The organism is Robertmurraya beringensis, from assembly GCF_042433785.1.
In the GTDB taxonomy this organism is placed as follows: Bacteria; Bacillota; Bacilli; order Bacillales; family Cytobacillaceae; genus Robertmurraya_A; species Robertmurraya_A beringensis.
The window spans coordinates 1-23653 of the sequence record NZ_JBHLUU010000096.1 but is presented as its reverse complement, the minus strand read 5'-3'; the positions used below and the strand labels follow the sequence as shown (position 1 = coordinate 23653).

The following is a 23653-nucleotide window of genomic DNA, read 5'->3' as shown; positions in this document are numbered from 1 at the left end:
TTTGAAAGCTTCCCAATGTTGGTGTTTATCAAAAAATATTCTTCTCAATATATTGGTCTCCATAAAATGAAAATACCACAGCTTAAATGACTGTGGTAGACCCAAATTTTTATACTTTCTTATCTTTTAAAAAAAGCTACCAATGTTTGGTAGCCAATTTTTATAAAGAATTATAGTAACCGCATACAAAGGAATTCATTACAAATTAACTGTAACGTGACTTACGAAGTTTAGCATCAAGGACCAGATTACCGAAAGGAATAAACGCAACAGCAAATGCCGATGTGATCCATACAAAAGACCACCTAATTTTAAAAGTGACATACGCAATCATAAACACATACATGACAAATAGCATACCGTGAATCGAACCAACCAATGTGACTACTTCCGGAAACCCTGCGAAGTATTTAAGGGGCATAGCAATAAATATCAAGACGAGCAGAGATACACCCTCTAAGAGGCCCATGAACCGAAATTTTGCGATTGGCGAGTTAAGCATTCTTTTTTCCCTCCTGGCTTCTAATCCATATTGCTTCTCAAATGACTATGATAGCCATTTTTACCATTAATAGATATATAATAACATGTTTGTACAATTATCACTGTAAAAAAGTAATTAAAAAACCAAAGCCCTGAATCCAAGCTTTGGTTCACTCTTCCCCTATTTCTAGAACCTTTTCACATAACAATCATACTCATTTGATAACTGCATCCCCATCTTTTCGTATAAGGTCTTAGCCTGAACATTATCTGCTGCCGTCTCTAATTGAACAAAATGGGCATTTCTCTCTTCACAAAACTGAAAAACTTCCTGTATTAATGCTCTACCGATGCCTTTCATTCTATAGTTTGTATCTACATACAAATCGTTAAGGATGTATCCTTTTTTCATACCAACAGACGAAAAGGTTGGATAAAGCTGCGTGAATCCAACAGCCGTTTCTCCCTCCATTGCTAGAAAAATGACTGACTCTTGATTTGCTATTCTTTCTTGAATAAATTGTCTTGCACCTTCAAGATTGCTAGTTTGTTCGTAAAACATCCGGTATGCATTGAATAATGGGGTTATTAGCTCTAGTAAAGTTATATCGGCCTTCATAATATCCATCTTCCTCTTCCCTTCTTTCAATAAATCTATTTTTATCTTACAATCAATCTGACATAATAAAAGGAACAGTTTTTATCAAATACATATGTCAGATGGGAGTTCTTAATGAAAGAGTTAGTCTTACAACTAAACGATAAGAGTCCTAAATATAAACAAATTTATGAAAATATTCGCTCCCTTATTGAAGATGGAGTGATCCCCAATGATACAAAGCTTCCGTCCATTCGTCAGTTAGCTATGATTTTACATGTGAGCAGAAACACCACTCTTATTGCGTATGAACAATTAATGGCAGAGGGTTATATACGAAGTGAAGAGAAAAAAGGGTACTTTGTCGAAGCGTTCGAGCCTATTGATTTACAGCACTCCATTTCCATAGAGAATAACCTTCGCGCTAGCGAGGCATCAATAAAAGTGAATTTTCGTGCTGGAACCGTTGATCAACAGGCTTTCCCGTTAAAAGCTTGGCGAAGATGTAGTAACGATGTGTTAAAGGAAGACATGATTTATACTTACGGAGAAATGCAGGGTGATCCCCTCCTGAGAAGTCAAATTTCTAGCTACTTACTTCAATCAAGAGGAATTCAAACCACACCGGAACAAATCATCATCGGCAGCAGCACGCAACAACTACTGATGCACTTGTCCCTTTTTCTAAAAAAAGATTTTTCTAGCATTGCCGTAGAAAATCCTGGCTATGACGGAGCTCGGGTAGTCTTTCAACTACATGGGTATCACTTAGATCCCATAGAAGTAGGTGCAAAAGGACTTTCACTTGAACAGCTTGAAATGACGGACTCCAAGCTTGTATACATCACTCCGTCCCATCAGTTTCCTACCGGTGTCACCATGCCTGTTCCTGAACGGCAGCAATTACTAAAATGGGCGGAAACACAGGATGGATTTATTATAGAAGATGACTACGATAGCGAATTTCGTTACAAACAGCGGCCGATACCGGCCTTATTATCGTTACAGGCTGGTGCGCGTGTGATTTACCTTGGTACTTTTTCAAAAGCATTTATCCCTTCGATCCGTTTAAGCTACATGGTATTGCCCTCCATTCTAATCAAACCATATGTAGAACAGTTCTCCGGTCTGGAGCAAGGTACCTCGAGCATTCATCAGCGAACGATGGCACGCTTCATGGAACATGGATATTGGGATTCACATATTCGGAAAATGCGCACCACTTACAAACGGAAGATGCACAATCTAGTCACCTGCCTGCAGGAAGCATTCGGAGAGGCGATCGAAATCATCGGTTCCCAATCAGGATTATATATACTAATCAGGATTCGAGGAGCAACAAAAGAGGACAAACTGATTCAACAAGCACTTTCACACGGTGTGAAAGTGTACCCAACATCCATTTACTATGTAACAAACGAACAGGGAACCATACTTAAGCTTGGTTTTAGTAATCTATCAATCGAACAAATCCAATTAGGTGTACAATTGCTGAAACAAGCTTGGAGGTTTTAGGAATTTCTCCAAATATTTCCTCATTTAATAATAGTAAACCTTTTTAGAAATGAGGAAATTGCGATGTACAACCTCTATTGTCGAATGTATCAGTTCGCCTATAAAACCGCTGCTCCCTTTTTTGATTGGAGAAAGCCTGAGCTATTAGAAGGAGAAAACAGCCTGATCAAGCTTCCCCCTCTCTTGAAACTGAAAGGAATTGGGAGCGTTTTAATTGTGACCGATAAAGGGATTACATCCATTGGTTTGCTTGATCGTTTACTGGCTGGGTTAGAAGGAAAAGAAATTGACTATGTTATTTATGACGAAACCGTACCAAATCCAACGATCAATAATATTGAAGAAGCTTTACAATTATATAAAGACTATCAATGCCATGGAATTATCGGTTTTGGAGGCGGCTCACCCATTGACTGCGCAAAAGGAGTCGCTGCACGAATTGCGCGTCCTAGTAAAACGATACCTGAAATGAAAGGACAGCTAAAGGTAAGAAAGCCAACTCCTCCACTCATTGCGGTACCAACAACTGCTGGAACAGGGAGTGAAGCGACAGTAGCTGCGGTCATTTCGAACAGTGAAACACTCGAAAAGTATGCGATTAATGACCATGTATTGATCCCGGATCTAGCCGTTCTGGATCCGATGCTTACCATGAAGCTTCCTCCTCCTATCACCTCGACGACGGGAATGGATGCCCTCACCCATGCCGTGGAAGCATACATTGGCAGAAGCAATACAGAAGAAACCCTTCAATGCAGCAAAGAAGCGGTTCAATTAATCTTTGAAAATCTTTATGAGGCATTTTCGAATGGATCAAATATCGAGGCTCGAAAAAACATGCAAAAGGCGTCGTATTTGGCTGGGATTGCATTCACTCGTGCGTATGTTGGCTATGTTCACGCAATCGCCCATACATTAGGTGGATTTTACTCGGTTCCCCATGGCCTAGCGAATGCCATTATTCTCCCTTATGTGCTAGAGTATTATGGAGAGAGCGTCCATCAACCGTTAGCAGAGCTAGCCGATTTGATTGGCATTACCTCAGCAGACGAAACGGACTCTCTTAAAGCCCAAAAATTTATTGAAGAAATTAAAAAACTGAATCGGGACATGAATATCCCAAATACATTCGATTGTCTACAAAATCGGGACCTTCCGATTATGGTTGACCGTGCGTTTCGTGAAGCCAATCCTCTATATCCGGTTCCAAAAATATTAGACAAACACGATTTATTTAGTTTATATGAAATGATAAAGGAATAATTAGGAGTTGCACATATGGAGAACTACGATTCACTCATTTTAAAACAAAAAGCGTTTTTCCGTTCAGGAGCAACAAAGGAATTGTCCTATCGAATTCAGGCATTAGAAAAACTTCGGGAGGCCATTCGTAAAAATGAACAATCTCTATTTCACACCCTGAAAGAGGATTTAAATAAAGCAGAATTTGAAGCATATGCTACCGAAATTGGAGTCGTTCTCGAGGAAATTCGTTTCACTCTGAAGCATATTAACGACTGGGTGAAGCCAGAAAAAGTAAAAACCCCTGTTAGCCATATTGGATCGACAAGCTATATTTACTCAGATCCATACGGTGTCGTTCTCATTATTGCACCATGGAATTATCCGTTTCAACTGGCGATTGCACCGCTAATTGGAGCAATCGCTGCCGGGAACTGTGCGATTTTAAAACCTTCGGAGTTAACACCCAAAACCTCTGAATTACTAAGAAAGATGATTACTGACCTTTTTCCAGAAGAATATATTACCGTAGTGGAAGGCGGAGTCGAAGCAAGTCAAGCTCTACTTGCAGAGGATGTTGACTACATTTTCTTTACCGGAAGCGTTCCTGTTGGAAAAGTCATTATGGAGGCAGCAGCTAAAAATCTTACACCTGTTACACTCGAATTAGGCGGAAAAAGCCCTTGTATCGTCCATCACGATGCGAATGTGAAGCTTGCTGCCAAACGAATTGCCTGGGGGAAATTTATTAATGCCGGTCAAACCTGTGTGGCACCCGATTACCTGTATGTTCATGAGAGCATAAGAGATGAGTTTTTACAGGATTTTCAGTTGGCAACTCATGAGCTGTATGGCGCAAAAGCAATCGAAAATCCGGAATACACACGTATCGTGAGCAAGCGACATTTTGACCGATTGCTCACCTTTTTGAATAATGGAGACATGTTCATGGGTGGAGGGTCAAATGAGGAAACGCTAACGATTGAACCGACTGTTTTGACAGAGATTACATGGAAAGATCCCATTATGCAGGATGAAATATTTGGTCCGATTCTACCTGTCCTTCCGTATCGCGAGCTTTCAGATGTTATTGATGGGATACATAAACATCCGAATCCTTTAGCGCTTTATCTTTTCTCTGAGAATGAGAGCATACAACAAGAGGTATTACATCAGATTTCTTTCGGAGGTGGCTGTATCAATGATACCGTCTATCATCTCGCCTCTCCTTATCTGCCTTTTGGCGGGGTGGGCTCAAGCGGAATCGGTGCGTATCATGGAAAAGGAAGCTTTGACACGTTTTCTCATCGTAAAAGTGTACTAAAACAAACAACAAAATTTGATTTACCCTTTCGCTATCCAAATGTGAAAGATGGATTGAAAAAATTAAAATGGTTTCTGAAATAAAAAGGAAAAAAGCCTTTACGATAGTTAAACGTAAAGGCTTCCCGAAATCACATGATCAACCCGTTTGGCCGTACTCTTCTTGTTGTCCACTAGAAAAAAGTAGCTCATGAATAGAAACCAATCGGATATCAAACTTATAATTTCTATTGCGTATCTCTACCATTCCGTTCTTGTAATCGTGCATAACTATGTACTCTTGATTTCTATGTACGACCCTTGTTCCTTCCAAAGAACTTCCCCTCCTAGTTGATAAAATGAGATTTCTTGTATCTATACCCTTTATACTAATTGTTAAACATTTTATAACATAAAATCTACTAAATAATTGATTTAATCCCAGATGACTGCAAAACTGTCGTGTTCACATTTTATTCATTAAGCTTTTAACACTTTGTGAACAACATCACAAACCTATGTTTTTCTATATATCAACGGTGTATATTATGAATATAGAAACACAAAAACATTTTTTCGAAAGAAGGAATCATTTATGTTTAATCAATTATTAAGAGAAAACAAGATTGTAGCTAGTCTATTGACAGTTTTACGTGTATATCTCGGGTTTGCTTGGATGACAGCTGGCTGGGGGAAAATAACTGGCGGTGGCTTTGATGCTGCAGGATTTTTAAAAGGCGCTATCGCTAATCCGGTAGCAGGTCCAGATGGTGTTGTATACGGTTGGTATGTATCTTTCCTTGAAGGCGTCGCATTACCAAATATTGAATTATTCAACTTCTTAGTACCTTGGGGAGAATTCTTAGTTGGTTTAGGTTTAATCCTTGGATGCTTCACTACGGCAGCTGCCTTTTTCGGAGTCCTAATGAACTTCGCATTCGTACTTGCTGGAACTGTATCTCATAACCCAACAGATATTTTAATGGGCGTCATTTTGATCGTAGCTGGTTACAACGCAGGAAGATTTGGTTTAGATTATTATGTACTACCAATCATTCGCAAAGCATTCAACAAAAAGACGAATCCACTTCATCAAGAAGCATAATAAGAAAATCCCTTACACATTCGTAAGGGATTTTCTTATTTCCTCAATGAGCTGAAAACATTCGTTTTAAATTCATAAAACCACTCATGATAGCGGCATCTCTTCCCATTTTGTTCCGTTGATTCCTAATAGGTATCATTCGCTGCATAAATATTTCGTCACACATTCTATGTGACCCATAGCGACGAAGACAGGCGTCATGCTTCATACAAAGTGCGTCTAATTGATTGACGGGACGTCCTGGTCCACTACAACCAGGACCACAATAACGATAACCCGGGTAACAAGGCACCTCATCCCCTCCTTCATTTCATATTACTCACAGTTTATGTATCACCCCCTTCTTTTGTATGGAGAGTTGTCCAACAGAAAAAGGAGCCCTAAAATTTTTTTAGGACTCCTGCTAATTATTAGATCTTAAACTTTCTAACGAGCTCCTGAAGGTTTTCGGCCATTTCTGATAAGGATTTGGCTGACAAAGCGACTTCTTCAAGAGATGCTAGTTGTTCCTCCGTTGACGCGGCCACATTTTCTGAAGAGGATGCGTTTTCCTTAGCAATTTCATAAGATGTGTCAGTTACATTTTTAATTTCTGCTGTAATTTGTTCTGCTATTTGTGATACTTCCTCTATTCGAGGTGCCATGACTCTTACTCCATTTAAAATCTCGTCAAACTTCTCAATCGTTTTATTGGATACAAGTATTCCGTCTTGCACACTTTTTGTTGCAAGCTGCATGGCTTCTACGGATCTCTCTGTATCCTCTTGGATCGCTTGAATGAGTTTAGCTATTTGGCTAGCTGAGCTTTGAGATTGGTCAGCAAGTTTACGAACTTCATCAGCCACTACGGCAAACCCTTTTCCTTGCTCCCCAGCTCTTGCCGCTTCGATCGCAGCATTTAAAGCCAAAAGGTTCGTTTGATTAGAAATGTCACTAATCACACCGATAATCTCATTTACTTGCTTTGAACGGTCGTAAAGTGATTTAATAATCACATCTGAACTTTCTACTTGCCTATGAATCTCGTTCATTTGTGCTACCGTATGTTGAACCGACTCTCCGCCTTCTTCAGCGTGTTTTACTGCTTGTTGTGTAAGGGAATTTACTTGAACGAAATTGTTCGTCATGGTTTCCATGCCATGAGTAATTTCATTCATCGTACTTACTGTTTTATCAATTCCAATGGTTTGACTTTCAGCACCACTTGCAACCTGTTGGATCGAGTTTGCCACCTGTTTGGTAGCGATGGTTGTTTCATCAGATGATGCTGTTAATTCTTCAGCGGCAGCCGCTACTTGCTCTGTATTCATATCCACCTGTGTAATGATTTCTTTTAGATTGTCAGTCATATTTTTAAACGATGCAGCCAACTCTGCAATCTCATCCTTGCCTTTAACTTCAATCTCGTGTGTTAGGTCCCCTTCGCTAATGGCTAATGTGCTTCCAACTAGACGACGAATAGGTTGTACAATGGAACGGATGATGAAAAAGGTTACGACCGCACCGATTATTAGCGAGATCATTACGGTGATTAATGTCTTGTTAAAAATTGGAGAGGCACTATCACTAATTTCACTGGTATACATCGTGCCACCGATTTTCCAACCTGTAAGTTCATTTGTTGTAAAACTCATTTTTTTATCTTGAGAATCTAATTGATAGTCAAATTCTCCCTTGTTATCCTTGTACATAAGCTGATAATGATCTTCTTCTGCTAAGGTTCCAGCTTCTACCGTTGGGTGGTAAATCATATTCTTTTCTCTACCTAAAAGAATCACATAGCCTTCATTTCCAATTTTGATTTTACTGGCCGACTGTGTAATATTGCCTATCATTAAGTTAATTCCGATCACGCCACTGCCGTCATCCGTTGTTCTTGCTACAGTAATGACTTTATTCCACCTGAAGAAGCTTCATACGGATCTGTGATGATGACTTGTCCTTTATTCGCCATCGCTTCTTGATACCACGGACGTTGTCTAGGGTCATAATCTGCCGCAAGTTCTTTTCTTGGATTTTGAATCATCAATCCGTCTGTTGTTCCTAAATAGATACTAACGGTTTCAGGATGAAGATTCGTATATTGTTCTAATTTAACACGTAATTCTGGGCTATCCTCACCCTTAACTAAGTCAGATGTGACCGTTTTGGCAAACGTTTCTGCATCATGTACTTTAAGGCTGACCGTACTTGTAATAAATGAGTCTAGTAACATAATACTCTCTAAGGAAGTAGACATCATTTGTTTTTCAATTTCCTGCTTGGCACTAGAATATGCAAGCGTACCAATAATGATTGATGGTAATAAAAGAATACCTAACGAAAACAATATTAGTTTCGTTCTAATTTTGAGTGAGACAAATTTTTTCAACAAGTTAAACCCTCCAAGATGATCAATTTTAATAATGTCACTATGTATATCGGTTTAACTTCTACAATGATTAGTTTAATTTTTATCAAAATTGTGAACGGGAGGTTATGAAATGACACAACCAAATAAACCACTATATAACTATCCTTTAATGACCAGCATCTTATTCTGGTGTGGGTTAGTCGTATTATCTTGCATGTACGTGACCATCCCTTTAGCCACGGTATTGTCTGATATTTTTCACAAAAACATAACCCAGGTGGCTTGGCTCGCTAGTTCTTATTCGATTTGTTATGCCGTAGGATGTTTACTTTATGGTCCATTTTCTGATCGTTATGGTCGAAAAGTGTTTTTAGTGACCAGTATTAGTCTTTTAACCTTCATCACCTTTGCCATAGGTTTTATAGACAATTTTTACATACTACTCATATTAAGAGGGTTACAAGGACTGATTTCTGCTGCTTTTGCTCCTATCTCTTTGGTGTATGCAGGTGAAATGTTTCCACCCGAAAAAAGGTTAACAGCTGTTGGATTTGTCAGTTCGGGTCTTTTAATGGCTGGAGTGGTGGGGCAAGTGTATAGTGGATTAGTGAATGAACTTTGGGGCTGGCAGGCTATATTTTTCTTGCTGGGAACTCTTTATTTCCTTACTCTTATTCTAATTATTTTCTTTTTGCCAAAGGATGAAATGACCAGACCTCATGTCCATATGCTTGAAGCTTTCAAAAAGATGACCTTATTAGGAAAACAAACACAGCTTCTACTGGCCTTTTGTATTACTTTCTCCCTATTGTTATCATTAGTAGGTATGTATACCATTCTGGGAAGCTATCTGTCCAATCAGTTCGGTTTAACGGAAAATGAAATCTTATTCGTTCGTTCTGCTGGAATCATAGGAATGCTATTATCACTATTTGCCGGGAGACTCGCACAAAAATTAGGAACCACTCTGACCCTAAAAACAGGATTAGCTCTTGCTGCTGCCGGATTATTTGGAATAGGTGTAAGCCCATCCCTCCCGTTCATTATTTTTGCAAGTATCATTTTTGTTTTAGGAATTGCCACAGCCAATCCAATTGTAATCAGCATTGTTAGCCAACTAGCCGGCCATGCTAGAGGCAGTGCGGTTTCATTCAATGCCTTTATATTATTTGTTGGCGCTAGTACTGGACCTCTATTGGCATTGAACTTAATTGAAATGGGAGTTTACGTGTTGTCCTTTAGCGTGTTAGGCTGTATTTTACTGGTTGGCTTTTTTCTTTCCTTCTTTATAAAAATGACCCATTCAGTGCAGGTTACTGCTACGACAAGTAATTAATTTTTTGTTATATTAGAGTCAACAACCACTACCAGACAAAAGGAATGAGAACATGTTTTCAAAAAGAATTACCCATCAAGAAGACTTACAAAAAGCTTTTTCCATTAGAGAGAAGGTTTTTGTTGATGAACAAGATGTGCCACTTGAGGAAGAATTTGATCAGTTTGATACATTAGGTGCAGATTGCGAACATATTTTAGTATATTATCAGGAAGATGCCGTAGGTACGGGACGTGTAAGATTTGTCGACCACTTTGGCAAATTAGAAAGAATATGTATATTGGAAGAGTACCGAAAATATGGACTTGGAAAATTGATCATTTCAACACTGGAAGAAATCGCTCTTGAAAAAGGCATGACACATGCAAAATTGCACGGCCAAACCCAAGCAGAAGGCTTTTATAAAAAGCTGGGCTATCACACCGCCTCAGATGTTTTTATGGACGCAAACATTCCTCATGTTTTAATGAAAAAAGAATTAACGAAATAATTACTTTCAATAAGAAAAAAAGCGTATTGCTACGTTCTAAGCAATACGCCTTTTTATTGACGTGGGGCAAAAAGGATAATGGCAGCCCCTAATACACAGATTGCAGCTCCTACCCAATCATATAAATCAGGTGTTTTCTTATCCACTCCCCATCCCCATAGGACAGAAAGCACAACGAACACTCCACCATAGGCTGCATATACTCTACCAAAGGAAGGAAAAGATTGAAATGCTGCAATCACACCATATAGAGCTAATGCGATTCCACCAGCTATTCCCCAATACACCGGTTTGCCCTCTCGTAGCCAAAGCCAAATTAAGTAGCCACCACCTATTTCAGCTATTCCTGCACATAAAAACAATATGAATGCACTGATAATTGAAACCACTTCCTGTTTTGTTTTAATGAATTTTCATTACATAATATTACCACAGTCAGAAATCACTTCAACGGAACATAACCTGTTCGCTCAACAATTTCCTGCCCCTGCTCTGATTGTATCCATTGGAGAAATTCATCAAGATGAGGGTTTTGACTGTTCCCTGTAATAGCGAAGAAATTGGCGACAATTGGATACGTCTCGCTCTGGATATTTTCTTTTGTAGGAAGTACCCCATTTACGGAAATATTCTTTATTTTTCCATTCTGCACCATCTCCTCTGAAAAATGTCTGAACGAGTAACCGATAGCATTTCGACGGTTTTGATAATTACTCGTTTCCCGAATGATGCCTCCCATTCCGGAAACGATATCCTTTGATGGCGGATCCATAATGGGGATATCTCCCATAAAATTGATTAGTGCTGATTGACTGCCACTTCCTTCTGGTCGTTGGAAGGCACGGATTTCTTCGTCCTTTCCTCCTACTTCCTTCCAGTTGGTAATTTCTCCTGAATAGATCCCTTGAATTTGCTCAACCGTTAGCTCCTCCACTGGATTGTTTTTGTGAACAAAAAACACAAAGGCTTCTCTTCCAATCGGGGTTAAAGTTAGTTCCACTCCTTGGAGTCTAGCATTCTTCATTTGTTCCTCAGACGGGTGTGCCATAAAAACCATATCAACCTCACCTTTTACTAAACGCTCAAACGCAAAACTCGTTTGAGTCGAAACCACTTCACTTTCATCTAATGAATATTCTTTTTCCGGGTAAACAGCTTGAACAAATCCTGCATATACCGGATAAAGAGCCGTGGCTCCATCTAGAGTTGGAGGATTTTCTTCAATGTTAAACGTAGAAGCCTCATCTAACGTTACCACCTTTGAGTTTTCAACAAACGGGAGATATTGAGATAAATCCACATCTTGCGTACTTACCACTTCCAGACTTTTTAAATAAGATTGATAAGCTTCAAAGCCACCCACCACACATACAGCCAGAGCCAGAAATCCGATTGAGAGTCGTTTTACTACCTTTTTCTTCAATTGGTCATAAATACCTAAGATTGAAATAATCATTAAACCAAGTGCCACAATAGGGGTAAAAATAGGATAAAACTCGGACGATCTTGAGATTGTTAGAATGATAGTTCCATAGAATCCAATAAACCCAAAAACGAAAACAACTACAATCGCTCCAAATAACCTCATAATTCCCTCCTGTTAAACAAATAGTGTATTTTTACACTAATTATAACTATATTTCCAATTGAAGGAAAGAGAATTTGGAAAATTTTATAAACAAATTAAATACCTTCCATCTAAAAGCTTTTGGAAGGTATTTTACTCCACTATTTTCTTTCTTAAAAGAACTTCAATCTCCTCTGCCGGAAGTGGCTTACTAAAGAAATACCCTTGCGCTAAATAGCAGTTATTTTCTTTTAAGAAGGAAAGTTGCTGTTCGTCTTCTACTCCTTCAGCAATGACCTGAAAACGTAACCGATTGCCCAATTCAATGATTGTTTTTACAATCTCTTCTCCATCCTTATGCTGATTGATTTCATCAATGAAAGATTTATCAATTTTTAACTTATGAATGGGAAAATGTCTTAAGTAGTTAAGAGAAGAATACCCCGTACCAAAGTCATCAATAGCAAATCTTACCCCGAGTTCTTTAATTTCTTTCATAATGCTCAGTGCTTGATTCACATTGCTAGTTACACTTTCGGTAATTTCTAGTTCAAGATATCTCGGAGGTAGGTCCGACTCCTCTAGTATCTGATTGACGGATGAAACAAAGTTTTTCTCTCGAAATTGTAAGGGAGACACATTAACTGATACACTCTCAATCGGTAAACCGAAATCAATCCATTGCTTACACTGTGTACAAGCCGTTTTTAATACCCACTTTCCAATCGAGAAAATGAGGCCTGTCTCTTCGGCAAGTGGGATAAATTCTGCTGGAGAGATAAAACCATATTTAGGGTGTTGCCAACGGACCAATGCTTCTAATCCAATGATTTGATTGGATACAAGGTTTACCTGAGGTTGATAATGAAGGCTCAACTCGTTATTGTTAATAGCATTCCGTAGCCCAGTTTCTAATTCCATTCGCCTTTGATTACTAAGATTTAGAGAAGAAGTGTAATATTGGTAATTATTCTTTCCATTTTCCTTTGCATTGTACATGGCAATATCTGAATTTTGGATAATCGCTTCTACATTATCTCCATCTTTTGGGTAGACACTTATTCCTATACTTGTTGAAATGAACATTTGTCGGTCATTGATTACAAATGGGGAAGCTAACGTAAAAATGATTTTTTCCGCTATCTCAGACACTCTAGACCGTTTACCAGTTTTTAGGACAATAATAAACTCGTCCCCTCCATAACGAAAGATACTTCCTTCCTCACCTATAGAGTTCTTTAGTCTCGTAGCTACCTTCTGTAATAATAAATCCCCAAAACTATGTCCATACGTATCATTGATCATCTTAAACCGATCTAAATCCAAAAACATGACAGCAAAGGATTGTCCTATCTTTTCGCTTCTTGTTACTGTTTCGTTTAAATGCTCATACAAAAGATTGCGATTTGCCATGCCGGTTAATGAATCGTAATATGCTAATAACTGAACTTGTTCTTCTGCTTTTTTCCGTTTTGAAATATCTCTGACTATGACTTGAGTAGCTTCTTCTCCCTCATAGGTCGTTAAAAACGCCATCATATCCGTATAAATGACTGTACCATCTAACCTTAGGATACGATATTCACTAATTTCAGATATCCCCTTTTTGACTTGCTTCATCTTTTCAATAGCCTGGTTTAGGTCCTCTGGATAGATAAAATCTAGCACATCTCTTCCCATGACTTCCTTAGAATGATGAGCCCCTATTAACCTTACGCCAGCTTGGTTCACGTAAATGATTTTTCTATTTTTATGTATCAAAGTTGTTTCAGGTGAATATTCGACTAGCTTCCGATATCTCTCTTCACTTTCTAATAGATCTCTTTCGGCTCTGTCACGTTCCGTAATATCTTGAACAATAACGACATACCGGCCTGAATCCTTTTCGTCAGCGATGGACACCCCTTTACCTTCGAGAAGAATGGTTCTCCCACTTTTATTCTTTATTCTAAATTTTATTGGTACATTTTGATCTTTTAGTATATAGCTGTACCTTAATTTTGTTATCTCTTCTTGGCTGAATATTTCTTTTACCGTTTTTCCAATGTAATCCTGTGGGTGATAGCCAACAATCGATAGAAGCGATGGAGAAATGTACTCCATTTTTCCATGCTGATCAATCACCAAAATTAAATCAGAAGCATTTTCTACAATTAGTCTGTAATAACGCTCATCTTTAATAATATCTTTGATCATTTTTTTTAATAAATTATAGAAGACAAACCCACTTAATATGATAAAAAACATGCCTTTTGACGTATTCATCCATTCAGGAAAATTATTTAGGTTTCTTGTGAAAATATAATCGGATAATAAAACCCACAAGCAGCTAATGGTGATATAAAAAATGACAAAGTGTAATGCTGCTTTCTTTGCTACGCCCCAATCCTTCCACATGCGAACACCATTTCCCTTCACAAATCCGAAACGTATTTTTCCTATTATTTGTATTAACTCATTAATAATGCAAAAAACTGGATAAACCTTATACAGGTCCATCCAGCTTCCATCTACTTCATTAAAGATTTGGCAAGGTCAGTCAAGAGCTTAGCAGCTCTTCTGTAAATGCTTTGCCACTTTTTAATAACAACCATTTTGATATTCCATTAAAGAAACCTGCAGATGGAGTGTATCCTTCGAACGAACTACTTGACTGCATTTACCTACTATCGATTGTCAATACTATAAGTGGAGGTGAAAATATTGAGTAAAAAGGCTGGCATAAAAATTCATTTGCTCCTGCTACTAATTGTAGTTGCTGTTTTTATTTGGTCGGCTATTAAACCTGTTGGTTATCGAATATGGACATTGGAGGTACTCCCTGCGGTTATTGGACTGCTTGTTGTGATTGCTATTTATAAAAAATTTCAACTCACAACCCTTTCCTACTTCATCATTGCTATTCTGTCCATTTTCACTTTTATCGGAGGGCACTATACCTACTCTGAAGTCCCCCTTTTTAATTGGATTAAAGATGATTTTCATTTCGAAAGAAATCACTATGATCGGTTCGGTCATTTCTTAAAAGGACTTTTGATCATCGTTATAAGAGAAATCTTAATCCGAAAATCATCACTATCAAAAGGAAAATGGTTAGCTTCCCTTTCCTTAAGTGTAGCCCTTGCTATTTCGGCTTTATATGAGATCATTGAATGGCTTGTGTCGATCATTACACATGGCGGAAAAGCATCGAAGGATTTTTTAGGCACTCAAGGTGATATATGGGATTCACAGTGGGATATGTCGCTTACCCTTGCAGGCTCAATCATTGCTTTGATTCTTCTTACTAGCGTACATAATAAATACTTGAGGAAAAAGTCCGATGGATAAACTATTTCAAGTAAGGAGGATATTATGAGGAATAAATTAGAAATGAATATTTTGAAAGCTTTATTTATTATCAGTCTTGGGTTGTTCATTAACTTATTAAGGAAACCACCTATTAAAGATTGGTTGCTAGTATTTTTTCTGAAAAGTTACTTCGCTACCTTTATTGATAACTTACTTGTAAGAAAAGGGTTCTTAAAATATCCTGTGAATCTAATCAGCGGCTTTGATATCAGTGTATTATTTAGTTATTTACTGTTCCCGATCTCATGTGTGTATTTTAACCAAATCACTAAAACCTCTAGCGTATTTGACATAGTAAAAAAATGTCTTTATTTTAGTGTTCCCTCTGCCATAGCTGAACACTTTCTTGAAAGGAAGACAAAATTGATAAACTATAAAAAATCGTGGAACTCCTATTATAGTTTTCTGTCGATCGCCTTTAGTTTTCTTATTGTACGAGCGCTTATGGGTATGATTAGAAGTTTATCTAAGACTCAATAAAGACTTTTATGAAATAAACTTCTTCAGTATAAAAGCCAATCTTCCCTTAAAGAAGATTGACTTTTATTTCATTTTATCAATGAACTATGAATAATCCCATCATCAGGTATCCAACATTTGTGATAGCTGAAAACAACCATTTCCATTTGAGATATTCGATTATTTTATACTGTAGTAAAAGTACTTCCATAGCATGTAAACAGATGAAGCATATAAAGAAATAAATTGCCCTAATTCGCAATCCTTTGGTTGTATAAAAACCATTCACGAAAATGAGTACGAGTAGAGGAATGATAGCATCTCGATAAAGTAAATACGCGGGAAATATATATGGATGGTTGAATGATTTTGTTTGTATGTTCCCTCCAATTCTTCCATCTATTCATAGATGAAGTATGCAGGCAAACAAAAAAGCATGGACCTCTATCCCAATGGTTTTAGACCTTTTTTTGAAACTCATAGGGTAACACCAATATAAATAGCTGTCCCCCACATGACAATTGCTGAGATTTTATTTAAGATCAATAAGAAGCGACCAGATTGATCAAGCCTACCCGACATTCTTCCGACAATTCCTAAGCCAAGGAACCACAGCCATGAGACCAGTATGCAAGTAATAGCAAATGCTAGTTTCTCAAAACCTAAATAGGCTAAGGAGCTAGTTCCAATCACTCCAATTGTATCTAAAATGGCATGAGGGTTGAGCAACGATACCGACATAGCAAAAATAACTTGTTTTTTCGGTGAAAAAGATATTCCACTCTCCCCTTCATTCATAGCTGGTTTACTATTCCAAGTAACAAATCCCATATAAATGAGAAAGAGGATGCCTGCAAAAAGCAAAAGCATTCTTAACCAATCATAGTCAAGAACCACCACCGAGACTCCTAAGACGGCTAGGGAAATAAGTAATGTGTCACAAATAGCCGCAGTAATAATCACCGGTAATGCCCCTAAAAATCGAGCTTGTGTCGCGCCTTGGTTAAATACAAAAACATTTTGAACTCCTAAAGGCAAGATTAATCCAAATGCTAAAATAAACCCATGAATAATTGCTTCAAACATGAAAACTCCTCCTGATGCTATTTCTTATAGTTTATAAGAAATAGTTGGATGAGTCTCTACTAATTGGAAAAGTCGAATTCCCTAAAATAACGGAATTCGACTTTTCCATTTTTACTTATTTACTTTCTTCAATGCCTTCAACGCTTTTCTTTCTAACCCATTTTCAGACGAAAATTCTACATCCGCTTTAGGTAAAGCATTTTTATTATTCTTAAATTGATTGTTTTTATTTTTCGCCATCTTGTCTCACCTTCCTTATCTTTGTTTGGCAATACGGTTTTAGTTTACTTATTTTTTTCATACGTATTCTCCTTTGAATAGAAGTGTAAACTTTGTACAAAATATCTTTGTTTAAAGGGAGGTGTTACTATGCCAAATCGTAATGATAACAAGACTAGAAAGATTGAGTCTGAAAGCGCAAAACGAGGAATGTCACAAGAGGAATACGCAGCTGAGTTAACAAGTAATAAAATGAAGGCCCAACAGAAAAAACAAAAGTAACACCATAAGGCAGGAATTAGTTCCTGCCTTATTTATTTGAACACAATACGTTATCTTTTACATAATACAGCGAATGATGAGATCAAATGGCTATTTATGGGTAGAAATGTTATGTATGCAAGAGGGACATTCCCTCTTGCTATTATTTATTTCGCAAATCTATGGTTTCCAATTGTAATCGTGGTTTCACGAGAGAACACCCAGTCGCTTGCGGCTGTTTGTGGATTGTAAAAGTATAATGAACCTTGTCCTTGCCCTTGGAACGCTAGCGCCTCGTCAACTGCACGCTTTGATTCTTCATCTGCTGCCTGGTTAATAGTTCCATTTTTAACAGGTGTAAATGCATAATAACCTTGGTCGATTTGATAAATGACTTCACTTACTGTATTAGGAAAATCTGGGTGATTCAGACGATTTAAAATCACTGTCGCAACAGCTACTTTCCCTGCGTAAGACTCCCCTTTAGCTTCCGCACTTACTAGTCTCGCTAATAAATCCTTATCAGCTGCTGACAAATTAGTTGCAGGAATCACTAGCTTTTCACCTGGATATAATAGTGATGTCGTTTTGTTATTTTGCTTCATTAAATTTAGTACAGATACACCATACTTTGACCCGATATTCCAGAACGTATCTCCTTTTTGTACTACATGTGATTGAGTTGCAGCACCTGCTGCTGATCCGAATCCAACCAATGTAAATGATAGAGTTGAGATCACTAGTAATTTTTTTACCATTTTCATAGTTTGTACCTCCAATTGCTGTTTTCTCGAACAACTAGTAGATTACCAGATGTAACATACCGTTTCATGAACCAAAATTTCCCTTCAATTAGTTAATTTTCCCAATAGCAATAGCATCAACGGTTCATAAGCTTTGAAAAGGATCAAATTTCCAGCAATGTCTCTTCATTTTTTTCTTGATTCGAGGGATATTACAGGTATATTTCTAAATGATGACAAGCTTTTTGGTCAAAATTTTGCCTAACCCCGACTCTTATTTTCCTCCACAAATTAAAAGTAGAGCCTATTGACTCTACTTAATTGATCTCCTTTAGTACCTTCATGATCGCTGACCAATCTAAATCTCCCCAGCCTTTTTCGATCGCATAACTGTAGTGAGATTGCGCGAGATTAGCAATTGGCAACAGGGTGGATACCTCATTCGCTGCATCAATCATTAGGTTCACATCCTTTAATCCTAGCTTTAGCTTAAAGCCAGCAGGATCAAACTGTTCATTTGTCATCATTTTTCCATAAGTATTATAAACTGGAGATGCAAACAGAGAATTAATAATTTCTAAAAACTGCTTTGGTTCAACTCCATGTTTCTCTACCATAACCAAGATCTCTGATAAGGACTCTAGCATGGAAACAAGTAAGAAGTTGTTTCCTAGTTTAGCCACATTTGATAAATACCCTTGTTCACCAACAATAAAAACATCTTGCCCTAACGATTGAAGGATGGGTTTTACTTTCTTCCTTGCCTCTTCTGGACCTGCAACTATAAAGCGTAAAGCAGCTGCTGCCGCTGCCTCAGGACGACCTAAAACGGTGGAAGAAATAAAATGTTGACTGGCATTTTCATGGTCAACCGTTAGTTTTTTTGCCAAGTACACACTGATGGTACTGATAGACACATGAATGCCTCCTGGTTGTAACCCCGCAAGTATTCCTTCCTCACCAAACACAACGTTCTCCAATGCTGTATCGTCAGAAAGAATAGTAAGTACGATATTCGTTTGTCTTGCTGCTTCAGCAGGAGTGTTAGCTATAATGGCTCCTTTTGTGGTTAGGTCATGGCATTTACTTTTCGTCCGATTGTATACTACTAATTCATAGCCATTTTTCAAAAGATTTTCAGCCATCGGTAAACCCATATTTCCTAAGCCGATCAATCCAACTTTCAAAGTTTTCACTCCCTTTTAAATTTATTTACTCTTTCAAATAGTTCCTCGATTTCATTTGAAGATACCGGACGACTGAAATAGTACCCTTGGCCTTCAGAACAGCCTTTTTCTAATAAAAAGTCGAGTTGTTCCTTCGTCTCAATGCCCTCTGCAATAACATCCATATGTAAATCACGCGCTAATGTAATAACCGCAGAAACGATGGCTGCTTCATTTACATCATGTGGAAGAGAGCTGATAAAAGAACGATCAATTTTGATTTTATTTGCACGAAATTGTTTTAAATACGTCATTGAAGCATATCCTGTCCCAAAATCATCAATTGACACTTTCACTCCAATTTCTTGAAGCTTGCTAACTGCATTTTGAATTAAATATTCATGCTTACTTAACACACTTTCTGTAATTTCAATCTCAATTGATTCGGATGGTAGATCATATTCTGCTAGAATATCTTCCACTAAACTGGGGATATCATTTAAAACAAATTGTCTCACAGACACATTTACTGCAACAGGTAAATGTGCTAGGTTTGTCTCCCTCCACTTCTTTACCTGTAAACATACTTCCCGGAGAACCCATTCTCCTAACGCATCAATAAATCCACTTTCCTCTGCTAATGGGATAAATGTGTCAGGACTGATGTTCCCCTTCAGTGGATGCTTCCATCTGATGAGTGCTTCTAGACCAGTAAATTTACCTGTTGCCAATTGAATTTTCGGTTGATATTGTATAAAAAATTGCTCTTGCTTGATTGCTTCACGAAGTTCTCCTTGTAACATAAATAATTCTGTACCGTGCTTCGTGAGGGAATCATTGAACATTTGGATGGATTGTCCATCCTCGCCTTTTACACTATACATCGCAACATCTGCATTTCTAATTAATATGTCCCCTGTATGACCATGAAATGGGTACATACTGATCCCAATACTAGCTGATACGTAAAACTCTCTGTCATTTATTATTATCGGTTCTTTTATTTCTTGTAATATTTTTTCTGCCACTGCTTTTGGTTGTTTCTCAATTTTCATTTTTCTTAAAAGGATGACAAATTCATCACCACCCATACGGGTGACGATCCCTTTCTTCGGGATATTTGAGTTTATCCGCCTTGCTACTTCACTTAACACCTGATCTCCTACCGCGTGTCCGAAGGTATCATTAATAGGCTTAAATCGGTCTAAATCAATAAACAAAATCGCAAACTCATCTTGTCTACTAATTAAACGATCAATAACATCCTTTAAAAATCGGATATTCGGGAGATTTGTTAATGTGTCATGAGATGCCAAGTATTGGATTTCTTTTACCTGATTATCCCTTTCAATCGCTAATCCAGTTAAATAACTAAATACTTTAAGTAATTCGATTTCATACGACTTTGGTTTTCTTACTTCAGGATGATAGATCGCAAATGTACCGAATAATTCTCCTTTTGACGACAGAATGGGAATCGACCAACAAGAATGCAATTGATAGCTCAAAGGGATCGTTTTCCAATTAGACCAAGATGGGTCAGTTTCAATATCCGAGACAATTGCTATCTCTTTCGTGAAAGCAGCATGTCCACAAGATGCATAGTTCAAACCAACTGGAAACCGGTCGATTTTCTTTAAAAATCCATCTGGAAAGCTATGTGAATATCCGTTACGTAACCAATTCTCACTCTCTTCATAAAACATTATCGAGCAAATACTGTTACTAGATAGTACCTCCACAGCATTCACAATATTTCGAAAAACATCAATTAATGGTTCACCTGACGCAATCATTTGTAAGGCTTTATACTGTTTATCACTAATGGCTTGGTATTTTTCTTGCTCCGTAATATTTCTACCTACTACGACTAAACTATCTGCATAACCGTTCTCATCATAAAGTGGAATCTTTCTAACATGAAATGTATAGTCATTCCCATCCATACGAAACGATTCTTTTAATTGAAATTCTGTTTTACTTACCCACGCTTGATTGTCTGAATGAACACAAATAGGACCATAGTTCTCAAACTTTTTGTATTTCTGTGCAAGTTGTTCATCCGTTTTTCCCTTATATGCCCCTTCCTCAATATCAAATAATTGCAGGGTCTTTTTATTTGCTTCGATCCATCTTCCATTAACATCTTTTACAATTAAGTAATCATTACTTGTATGAAACACTTTCTCCAATAAATCGAATTTTTGGTTGCTCATGACATGACCTTCTTCTCTTCTGTTATATTTCTATTGTAATGTTAAAGGTGTATGGCCAATAAATTTAAAGAAATACAGAAAAGACCTATACCAAAAGGGATATAGGTCTTCCGATTATTCCCTTGGCAACTCAGCCATCCTAGTTCCTTTTGAACCTTAGACCTGTAGCTTTGCGTCCCCACCTTTCAATGAGTTTGCCTTTTTCAATTTTATTTTATATTTTAGCAAACATATTATAGAAGATTTGTCGAAAATAGTCGATAACTATGATAAAAGTCACTGTTTTTTTTAATTAAAAAATCGTTCTTTTTCCTCATTAAATATATAATTAATATTTATTGTAAAAACATGTTTATCAAATACATTTTACGGGTATCAGTTCTTGGGGAAATGTAAAAGGGGGAACATCTTATGGAACTTACATATCAAGCTTCTTTTGACTTAAAATACTTTATTGAAGAAAATAAAGATAAATTTAAGAACTCACTTCTTCTAGAGGCTGTAAATGTAAAAGATCGGATCGATGAAATACTAAGGATCGGTAATATCAACTTAGTCTCGAATGCTCAAAAGCTGGTCATTGACATTATTGATGGTAATGAAGATGCACTGAAAGCTTTTGCCAAGCAGGAGGGAATTGTCTGGGCAACCCATTCAATTGAATTATCCTTCAAACTGGAGTGGGTTCAAGCGATAAGGCGTACACTTTGGAGATTTATTCAATCGTTTAACAATCTTTCCAACAAATATGATTTGGATGACTTCTTTCATCTCGAGCTACAAATTAATAACCGTGTCGACCAGTTTTTGAATACTTTCTTTATCAGTTATTCAAATTACAAAGATGCCCTAATTGTTGCACAAAGACAACTAGTTGAAAATCTATCAGTACCTATTATTCCAATCACTTCTTCTGTATGTATTTTGCCTTTAATTGGGACCGTAGACTCCTTCCGAACGGCCATACTTGAAGAAAAGGTTCTCACAGAAATTGGAAGACTACGAATTCAAACGTTAATTATTGATTTATCAGGAATTGGCAATATGGAACCCGACGTGATCGATCATCTCATGAAAATCATCGATGGTACTTCCATGATGGGTTGCCATTCGATTATTACTGGTTTACGTGCCGAAGTGGTTAAAAAGATGATTCATTTAGATATTTCCTCCTTCTTTATGAAGACAAAAACATTAGGAACTTTACAACAAGCATTAAAGCAATACATTATTCAATAGAAAAACCAGGGTTTTTCCCTGGTTTTTAAATCGCAAATCGATGGTTTCCAATTGTTTCTATCACTTGTCTTGATAAAATCCATGTGTCCGTTGCGATTTCCGGATTATAAAAATATATAGCCTCTGAATCATTCTCTTTGTCAACTAGAGCCTCTTCTACCGCTTCCACTGATTCCACATCCGCTGGCTTGTTAATCTCTCCATTTTGAACAGGAGAAAATGCATACGTACCAGATACCTGCTCATATACAACTTCTTTTACTGTGTCAGGGAATTCTTCATGCTCTACTCGGTTAATAATAACTTCTGCCACAGCCACTTTCCCTTCGTACGGCTCTCCTTTTGCTTCCGCGCTTACGAGTCGGGCCATCAATTCCTTTTCCTGATCTGTAACATCAATTTCCTTTTCATATAATGTTGGAAATTTATCATGATTCTCTTTTATTAATTCTAGAGCAGAGTTATCCGTTTTGCTTACTACTTTCCAAGATGTTTCTCCACTTTTCACTGAAAGAGTTTGTTCAGCTGCGCTCGAAGTAGTTTCGAACCCAACCAATGTGAACGATAGAGTAGAGAGAACAAGTAGTTTTTTTAGAATGTTTTTCATAAAAAATACCTCCTTGTTGTCGATACCAAGAAGGTTACCAGATGTAATATACCCGTGCATGTTCCAATTATTGGACAAATAAATTTTATTGACACAATATATTGATAGACCGGGCTTTATCCACTAATATGATGGGTGTAATTACCAGGTTTACTTAAGAAAATAATGATTGCTTTTTTGTATATTACATCACTAGTGTTGCGTTAATTTAATTTGACTATTGGAAATACTTAAAATGTTCAATTTTATTATTTTGTGCAAAGAAAAAGTCCTTTATAATGGATAAGTCAGGTGGTAACCCGTCCAAATCCACTA

26 protein-coding genes and 1 riboswitch are annotated in these 23653 nt (G+C 37.4%); of the genes, 10 read left to right on the top strand and 16 right to left on the bottom strand.

The genetic code is table 11. The features are described from left to right. Positions 1–205: 205 nt before the first annotated feature. Together ACFFHF_RS13415 and ACFFHF_RS13410 are read right to left on the bottom strand one after the other, a co-directional pair. Positions 206–502 (bottom strand): DUF3817 domain-containing protein, encoded by a 297-nt coding sequence (locus ACFFHF_RS13415; RefSeq protein WP_160546743.1) that lies wholly within the window; start codon positions 500–502, stop codon positions 206–208. Between the two features lie 168 nt (positions 503–670). Continuing rightward, a complete protein-coding gene (locus tag ACFFHF_RS13410) occupies positions 671–1111 on the bottom strand; it encodes a GNAT family N-acetyltransferase (RefSeq protein ID WP_160546744.1) in 441 nt (146 codons plus the stop codon). Positions 1112–1216: 105 nt separating this feature from the next. Between ACFFHF_RS13410 and pdxR the strand changes: the two genes are divergently transcribed. From pdxR to ACFFHF_RS13395, 3 genes are all read left to right on the top strand, one after another. Next, positions 1217–2596, top strand: a complete 1380-nt coding sequence (gene pdxR / locus ACFFHF_RS13405) for a MocR-like pyridoxine biosynthesis transcription factor PdxR (RefSeq protein ID WP_160546745.1) — start codon at positions 1217–1219, stop codon at positions 2594–2596. A gap of 63 nt (positions 2597–2659) precedes the next feature. After that, entirely contained in the window at positions 2660–3859 is a 1200-nt protein-coding gene (locus tag ACFFHF_RS13400; protein WP_160546746.1) for an iron-containing alcohol dehydrogenase, read from the top strand. Between the two features lie 15 nt (positions 3860–3874). Then, entirely contained in the window at positions 3875–5245 is a 1371-nt protein-coding gene (locus tag ACFFHF_RS13395; protein WP_160546747.1) for an aldehyde dehydrogenase family protein, read from the top strand. Positions 5246–5300: 55 nt separating this feature from the next. On the opposite strand, the gene ACFFHF_RS13390 is transcribed toward ACFFHF_RS13395, so the two are convergent. Then, positions 5301–5474: a hypothetical protein gene (locus ACFFHF_RS13390; protein WP_160546748.1), complete on the bottom strand. Its 174-nt coding sequence runs from the start codon at positions 5472–5474 to the stop codon at positions 5301–5303. A gap of 261 nt (positions 5475–5735) precedes the next feature. Here ACFFHF_RS13390 and ACFFHF_RS13385 point away from each other — a divergent pair, with 261 nt between their 5' ends. Next, on the top strand, positions 5736–6245 hold the full coding sequence (locus ACFFHF_RS13385; protein WP_160546749.1) for a DoxX family protein: 510 nt from the start codon (positions 5736–5738) through the stop codon (positions 6243–6245). A gap of 43 nt (positions 6246–6288) precedes the next feature. On the opposite strand, the gene ACFFHF_RS13380 is transcribed toward ACFFHF_RS13385, so the two are convergent. The 3 genes from ACFFHF_RS13380 to ACFFHF_RS13370 all read right to left on the bottom strand — a co-directional run bounded on the left by ACFFHF_RS13380 (position 6289) and on the right by ACFFHF_RS13370 (position 8619). Further along, a complete protein-coding gene (locus ACFFHF_RS13380) occupies positions 6289–6537 on the bottom strand; it encodes a Parvovirus coat protein VP1-like protein (protein ID WP_340903891.1) in 249 nt (82 codons plus the stop codon). A 118-nt stretch (positions 6538–6655) separates the two neighbouring features. Further along, positions 6656–8098 (bottom strand): methyl-accepting chemotaxis protein, encoded by a 1443-nt coding sequence (locus tag ACFFHF_RS13375; RefSeq protein ID WP_377058362.1) that lies wholly within the window; start codon positions 8096–8098, stop codon positions 6656–6658. A gap of 26 nt (positions 8099–8124) precedes the next feature. After that, on the bottom strand, positions 8125–8619 hold the full coding sequence (locus ACFFHF_RS13370; protein WP_377058361.1) for a PDC sensor domain-containing protein: 495 nt from the start codon (positions 8617–8619) through the stop codon (positions 8125–8127). A 109-nt stretch (positions 8620–8728) separates the two neighbouring features. Between ACFFHF_RS13370 and ACFFHF_RS13365 the strand changes: the two genes are divergently transcribed. Together ACFFHF_RS13365 and ACFFHF_RS13360 are read left to right on the top strand one after the other, a co-directional pair. Continuing rightward, positions 8729–9934 carry an MFS transporter gene (locus tag ACFFHF_RS13365; protein ID WP_160546751.1) on the top strand — a complete coding sequence of 402 codons (1206 nt, stop codon included), beginning with the start codon at positions 8729–8731 and terminating at the stop codon, positions 9932–9934. A gap of 52 nt (positions 9935–9986) precedes the next feature. Further along, complete coding sequence (locus tag ACFFHF_RS13360) at positions 9987–10424, top strand: GNAT family N-acetyltransferase (protein WP_377058360.1); 438 nt, start codon at positions 9987–9989, stop codon at positions 10422–10424. A 53-nt stretch (positions 10425–10477) separates the two neighbouring features. Here ACFFHF_RS13360 and ACFFHF_RS13355 read toward each other — a convergent pair whose 3' ends face one another. The 3 genes from ACFFHF_RS13355 to ACFFHF_RS13345 all read right to left on the bottom strand — a co-directional run bounded on the left by ACFFHF_RS13355 (position 10478) and on the right by ACFFHF_RS13345 (position 14490). Further along, positions 10478–10804 (bottom strand): YnfA family protein, encoded by a 327-nt coding sequence (locus tag ACFFHF_RS13355; protein WP_377058364.1) that lies wholly within the window; start codon positions 10802–10804, stop codon positions 10478–10480. 62 nt (positions 10805–10866) lie between these two features. Next, the gene (locus ACFFHF_RS13350; protein ID WP_377058359.1) at positions 10867–12012 is read right to left on the bottom strand and encodes a PstS family phosphate ABC transporter substrate-binding protein; all 1146 of its coding nucleotides are present in this window, start codon (positions 12010–12012) and stop codon (positions 10867–10869) included. A gap of 132 nt (positions 12013–12144) precedes the next feature. Beyond that, positions 12145–14490 (bottom strand): EAL domain-containing protein, encoded by a 2346-nt coding sequence (locus ACFFHF_RS13345; protein ID WP_160546755.1) that lies wholly within the window; start codon positions 14488–14490, stop codon positions 12145–12147. A 204-nt stretch (positions 14491–14694) separates the two neighbouring features. On the opposite strand from ACFFHF_RS13345, the gene ACFFHF_RS13340 reads away from it, so the two are divergent. Both ACFFHF_RS13340 and ACFFHF_RS13335 read left to right on the top strand, forming a co-directional pair. Continuing rightward, a complete protein-coding gene (locus tag ACFFHF_RS13340; RefSeq protein ID WP_160546756.1) occupies positions 14695–15321 on the top strand; it encodes a DUF2238 domain-containing protein in 627 nt (208 codons plus the stop codon). A gap of 24 nt (positions 15322–15345) precedes the next feature. Beyond that, positions 15346–15822: a CBO0543 family protein gene (locus tag ACFFHF_RS13335; protein WP_377058358.1), complete on the top strand. Its 477-nt coding sequence runs from the start codon at positions 15346–15348 to the stop codon at positions 15820–15822. Positions 15823–15898: 76 nt separating this feature from the next. Here the strand turns inward: ACFFHF_RS13335 and ACFFHF_RS13330 are convergent, their stop codons facing one another. The 3 genes from ACFFHF_RS13330 to ACFFHF_RS13320 all read right to left on the bottom strand — a co-directional run bounded on the left by ACFFHF_RS13330 (position 15899) and on the right by ACFFHF_RS13320 (position 17127). Then, the gene (locus ACFFHF_RS13330; protein WP_377058363.1) at positions 15899–16150 is read right to left on the bottom strand and encodes a CBO0543 family protein; all 252 of its coding nucleotides are present in this window, start codon (positions 16148–16150) and stop codon (positions 15899–15901) included. Positions 16151–16278: 128 nt separating this feature from the next. Beyond that, entirely contained in the window at positions 16279–16887 is a 609-nt protein-coding gene (locus ACFFHF_RS13325; RefSeq protein ID WP_160546758.1) for a LysE family transporter, read from the bottom strand. A 111-nt stretch (positions 16888–16998) separates the two neighbouring features. Next, positions 16999–17127, bottom strand: a complete 129-nt coding sequence (locus tag ACFFHF_RS13320; protein WP_340903895.1) for a hypothetical protein — start codon at positions 17125–17127, stop codon at positions 16999–17001. A gap of 129 nt (positions 17128–17256) precedes the next feature. On the opposite strand from ACFFHF_RS13320, the gene ACFFHF_RS13315 reads away from it, so the two are divergent. Next, a complete protein-coding gene (locus ACFFHF_RS13315; protein ID WP_340903897.1) occupies positions 17257–17388 on the top strand; it encodes a hypothetical protein in 132 nt (43 codons plus the stop codon). 146 nt (positions 17389–17534) lie between these two features. Here ACFFHF_RS13315 and ACFFHF_RS13310 read toward each other — a convergent pair whose 3' ends face one another. From ACFFHF_RS13310 to ACFFHF_RS13300, 3 genes are all read right to left on the bottom strand, one after another. After that, positions 17535–18131 carry a cell wall hydrolase gene (locus tag ACFFHF_RS13310; protein ID WP_377058357.1) on the bottom strand — a complete coding sequence of 199 codons (597 nt, stop codon included), beginning with the start codon at positions 18129–18131 and terminating at the stop codon, positions 17535–17537. 296 nt (positions 18132–18427) lie between these two features. Then, positions 18428–19297 (bottom strand): NAD(P)-binding domain-containing protein, encoded by an 870-nt coding sequence (locus tag ACFFHF_RS13305; RefSeq protein WP_160546760.1) that lies wholly within the window; start codon positions 19295–19297, stop codon positions 18428–18430. A gap of 5 nt (positions 19298–19302) precedes the next feature. Further along, positions 19303–21492: an EAL domain-containing protein gene (locus ACFFHF_RS13300; protein WP_160546761.1), complete on the bottom strand. Its 2190-nt coding sequence runs from the start codon at positions 21490–21492 to the stop codon at positions 19303–19305. Positions 21493–21613: 121 nt separating this feature from the next. Next, a riboswitch (cyclic di-GMP riboswitch) is annotated at positions 21614–21701 on the bottom strand. Between the two features lie 202 nt (positions 21702–21903). On the opposite strand from ACFFHF_RS13300, the gene ACFFHF_RS13295 reads away from it, so the two are divergent. Continuing rightward, positions 21904–22731 (top strand): STAS domain-containing protein, encoded by an 828-nt coding sequence (locus ACFFHF_RS13295; RefSeq protein ID WP_160546762.1) that lies wholly within the window; start codon positions 21904–21906, stop codon positions 22729–22731. 25 nt (positions 22732–22756) lie between these two features. Here ACFFHF_RS13295 and ACFFHF_RS13290 read toward each other — a convergent pair whose 3' ends face one another. Continuing rightward, positions 22757–23338 carry a cell wall hydrolase gene (locus ACFFHF_RS13290; protein WP_160546763.1) on the bottom strand — a complete coding sequence of 194 codons (582 nt, stop codon included), beginning with the start codon at positions 23336–23338 and terminating at the stop codon, positions 22757–22759. Positions 23339–23653: the final 315 nt, after the last annotated feature.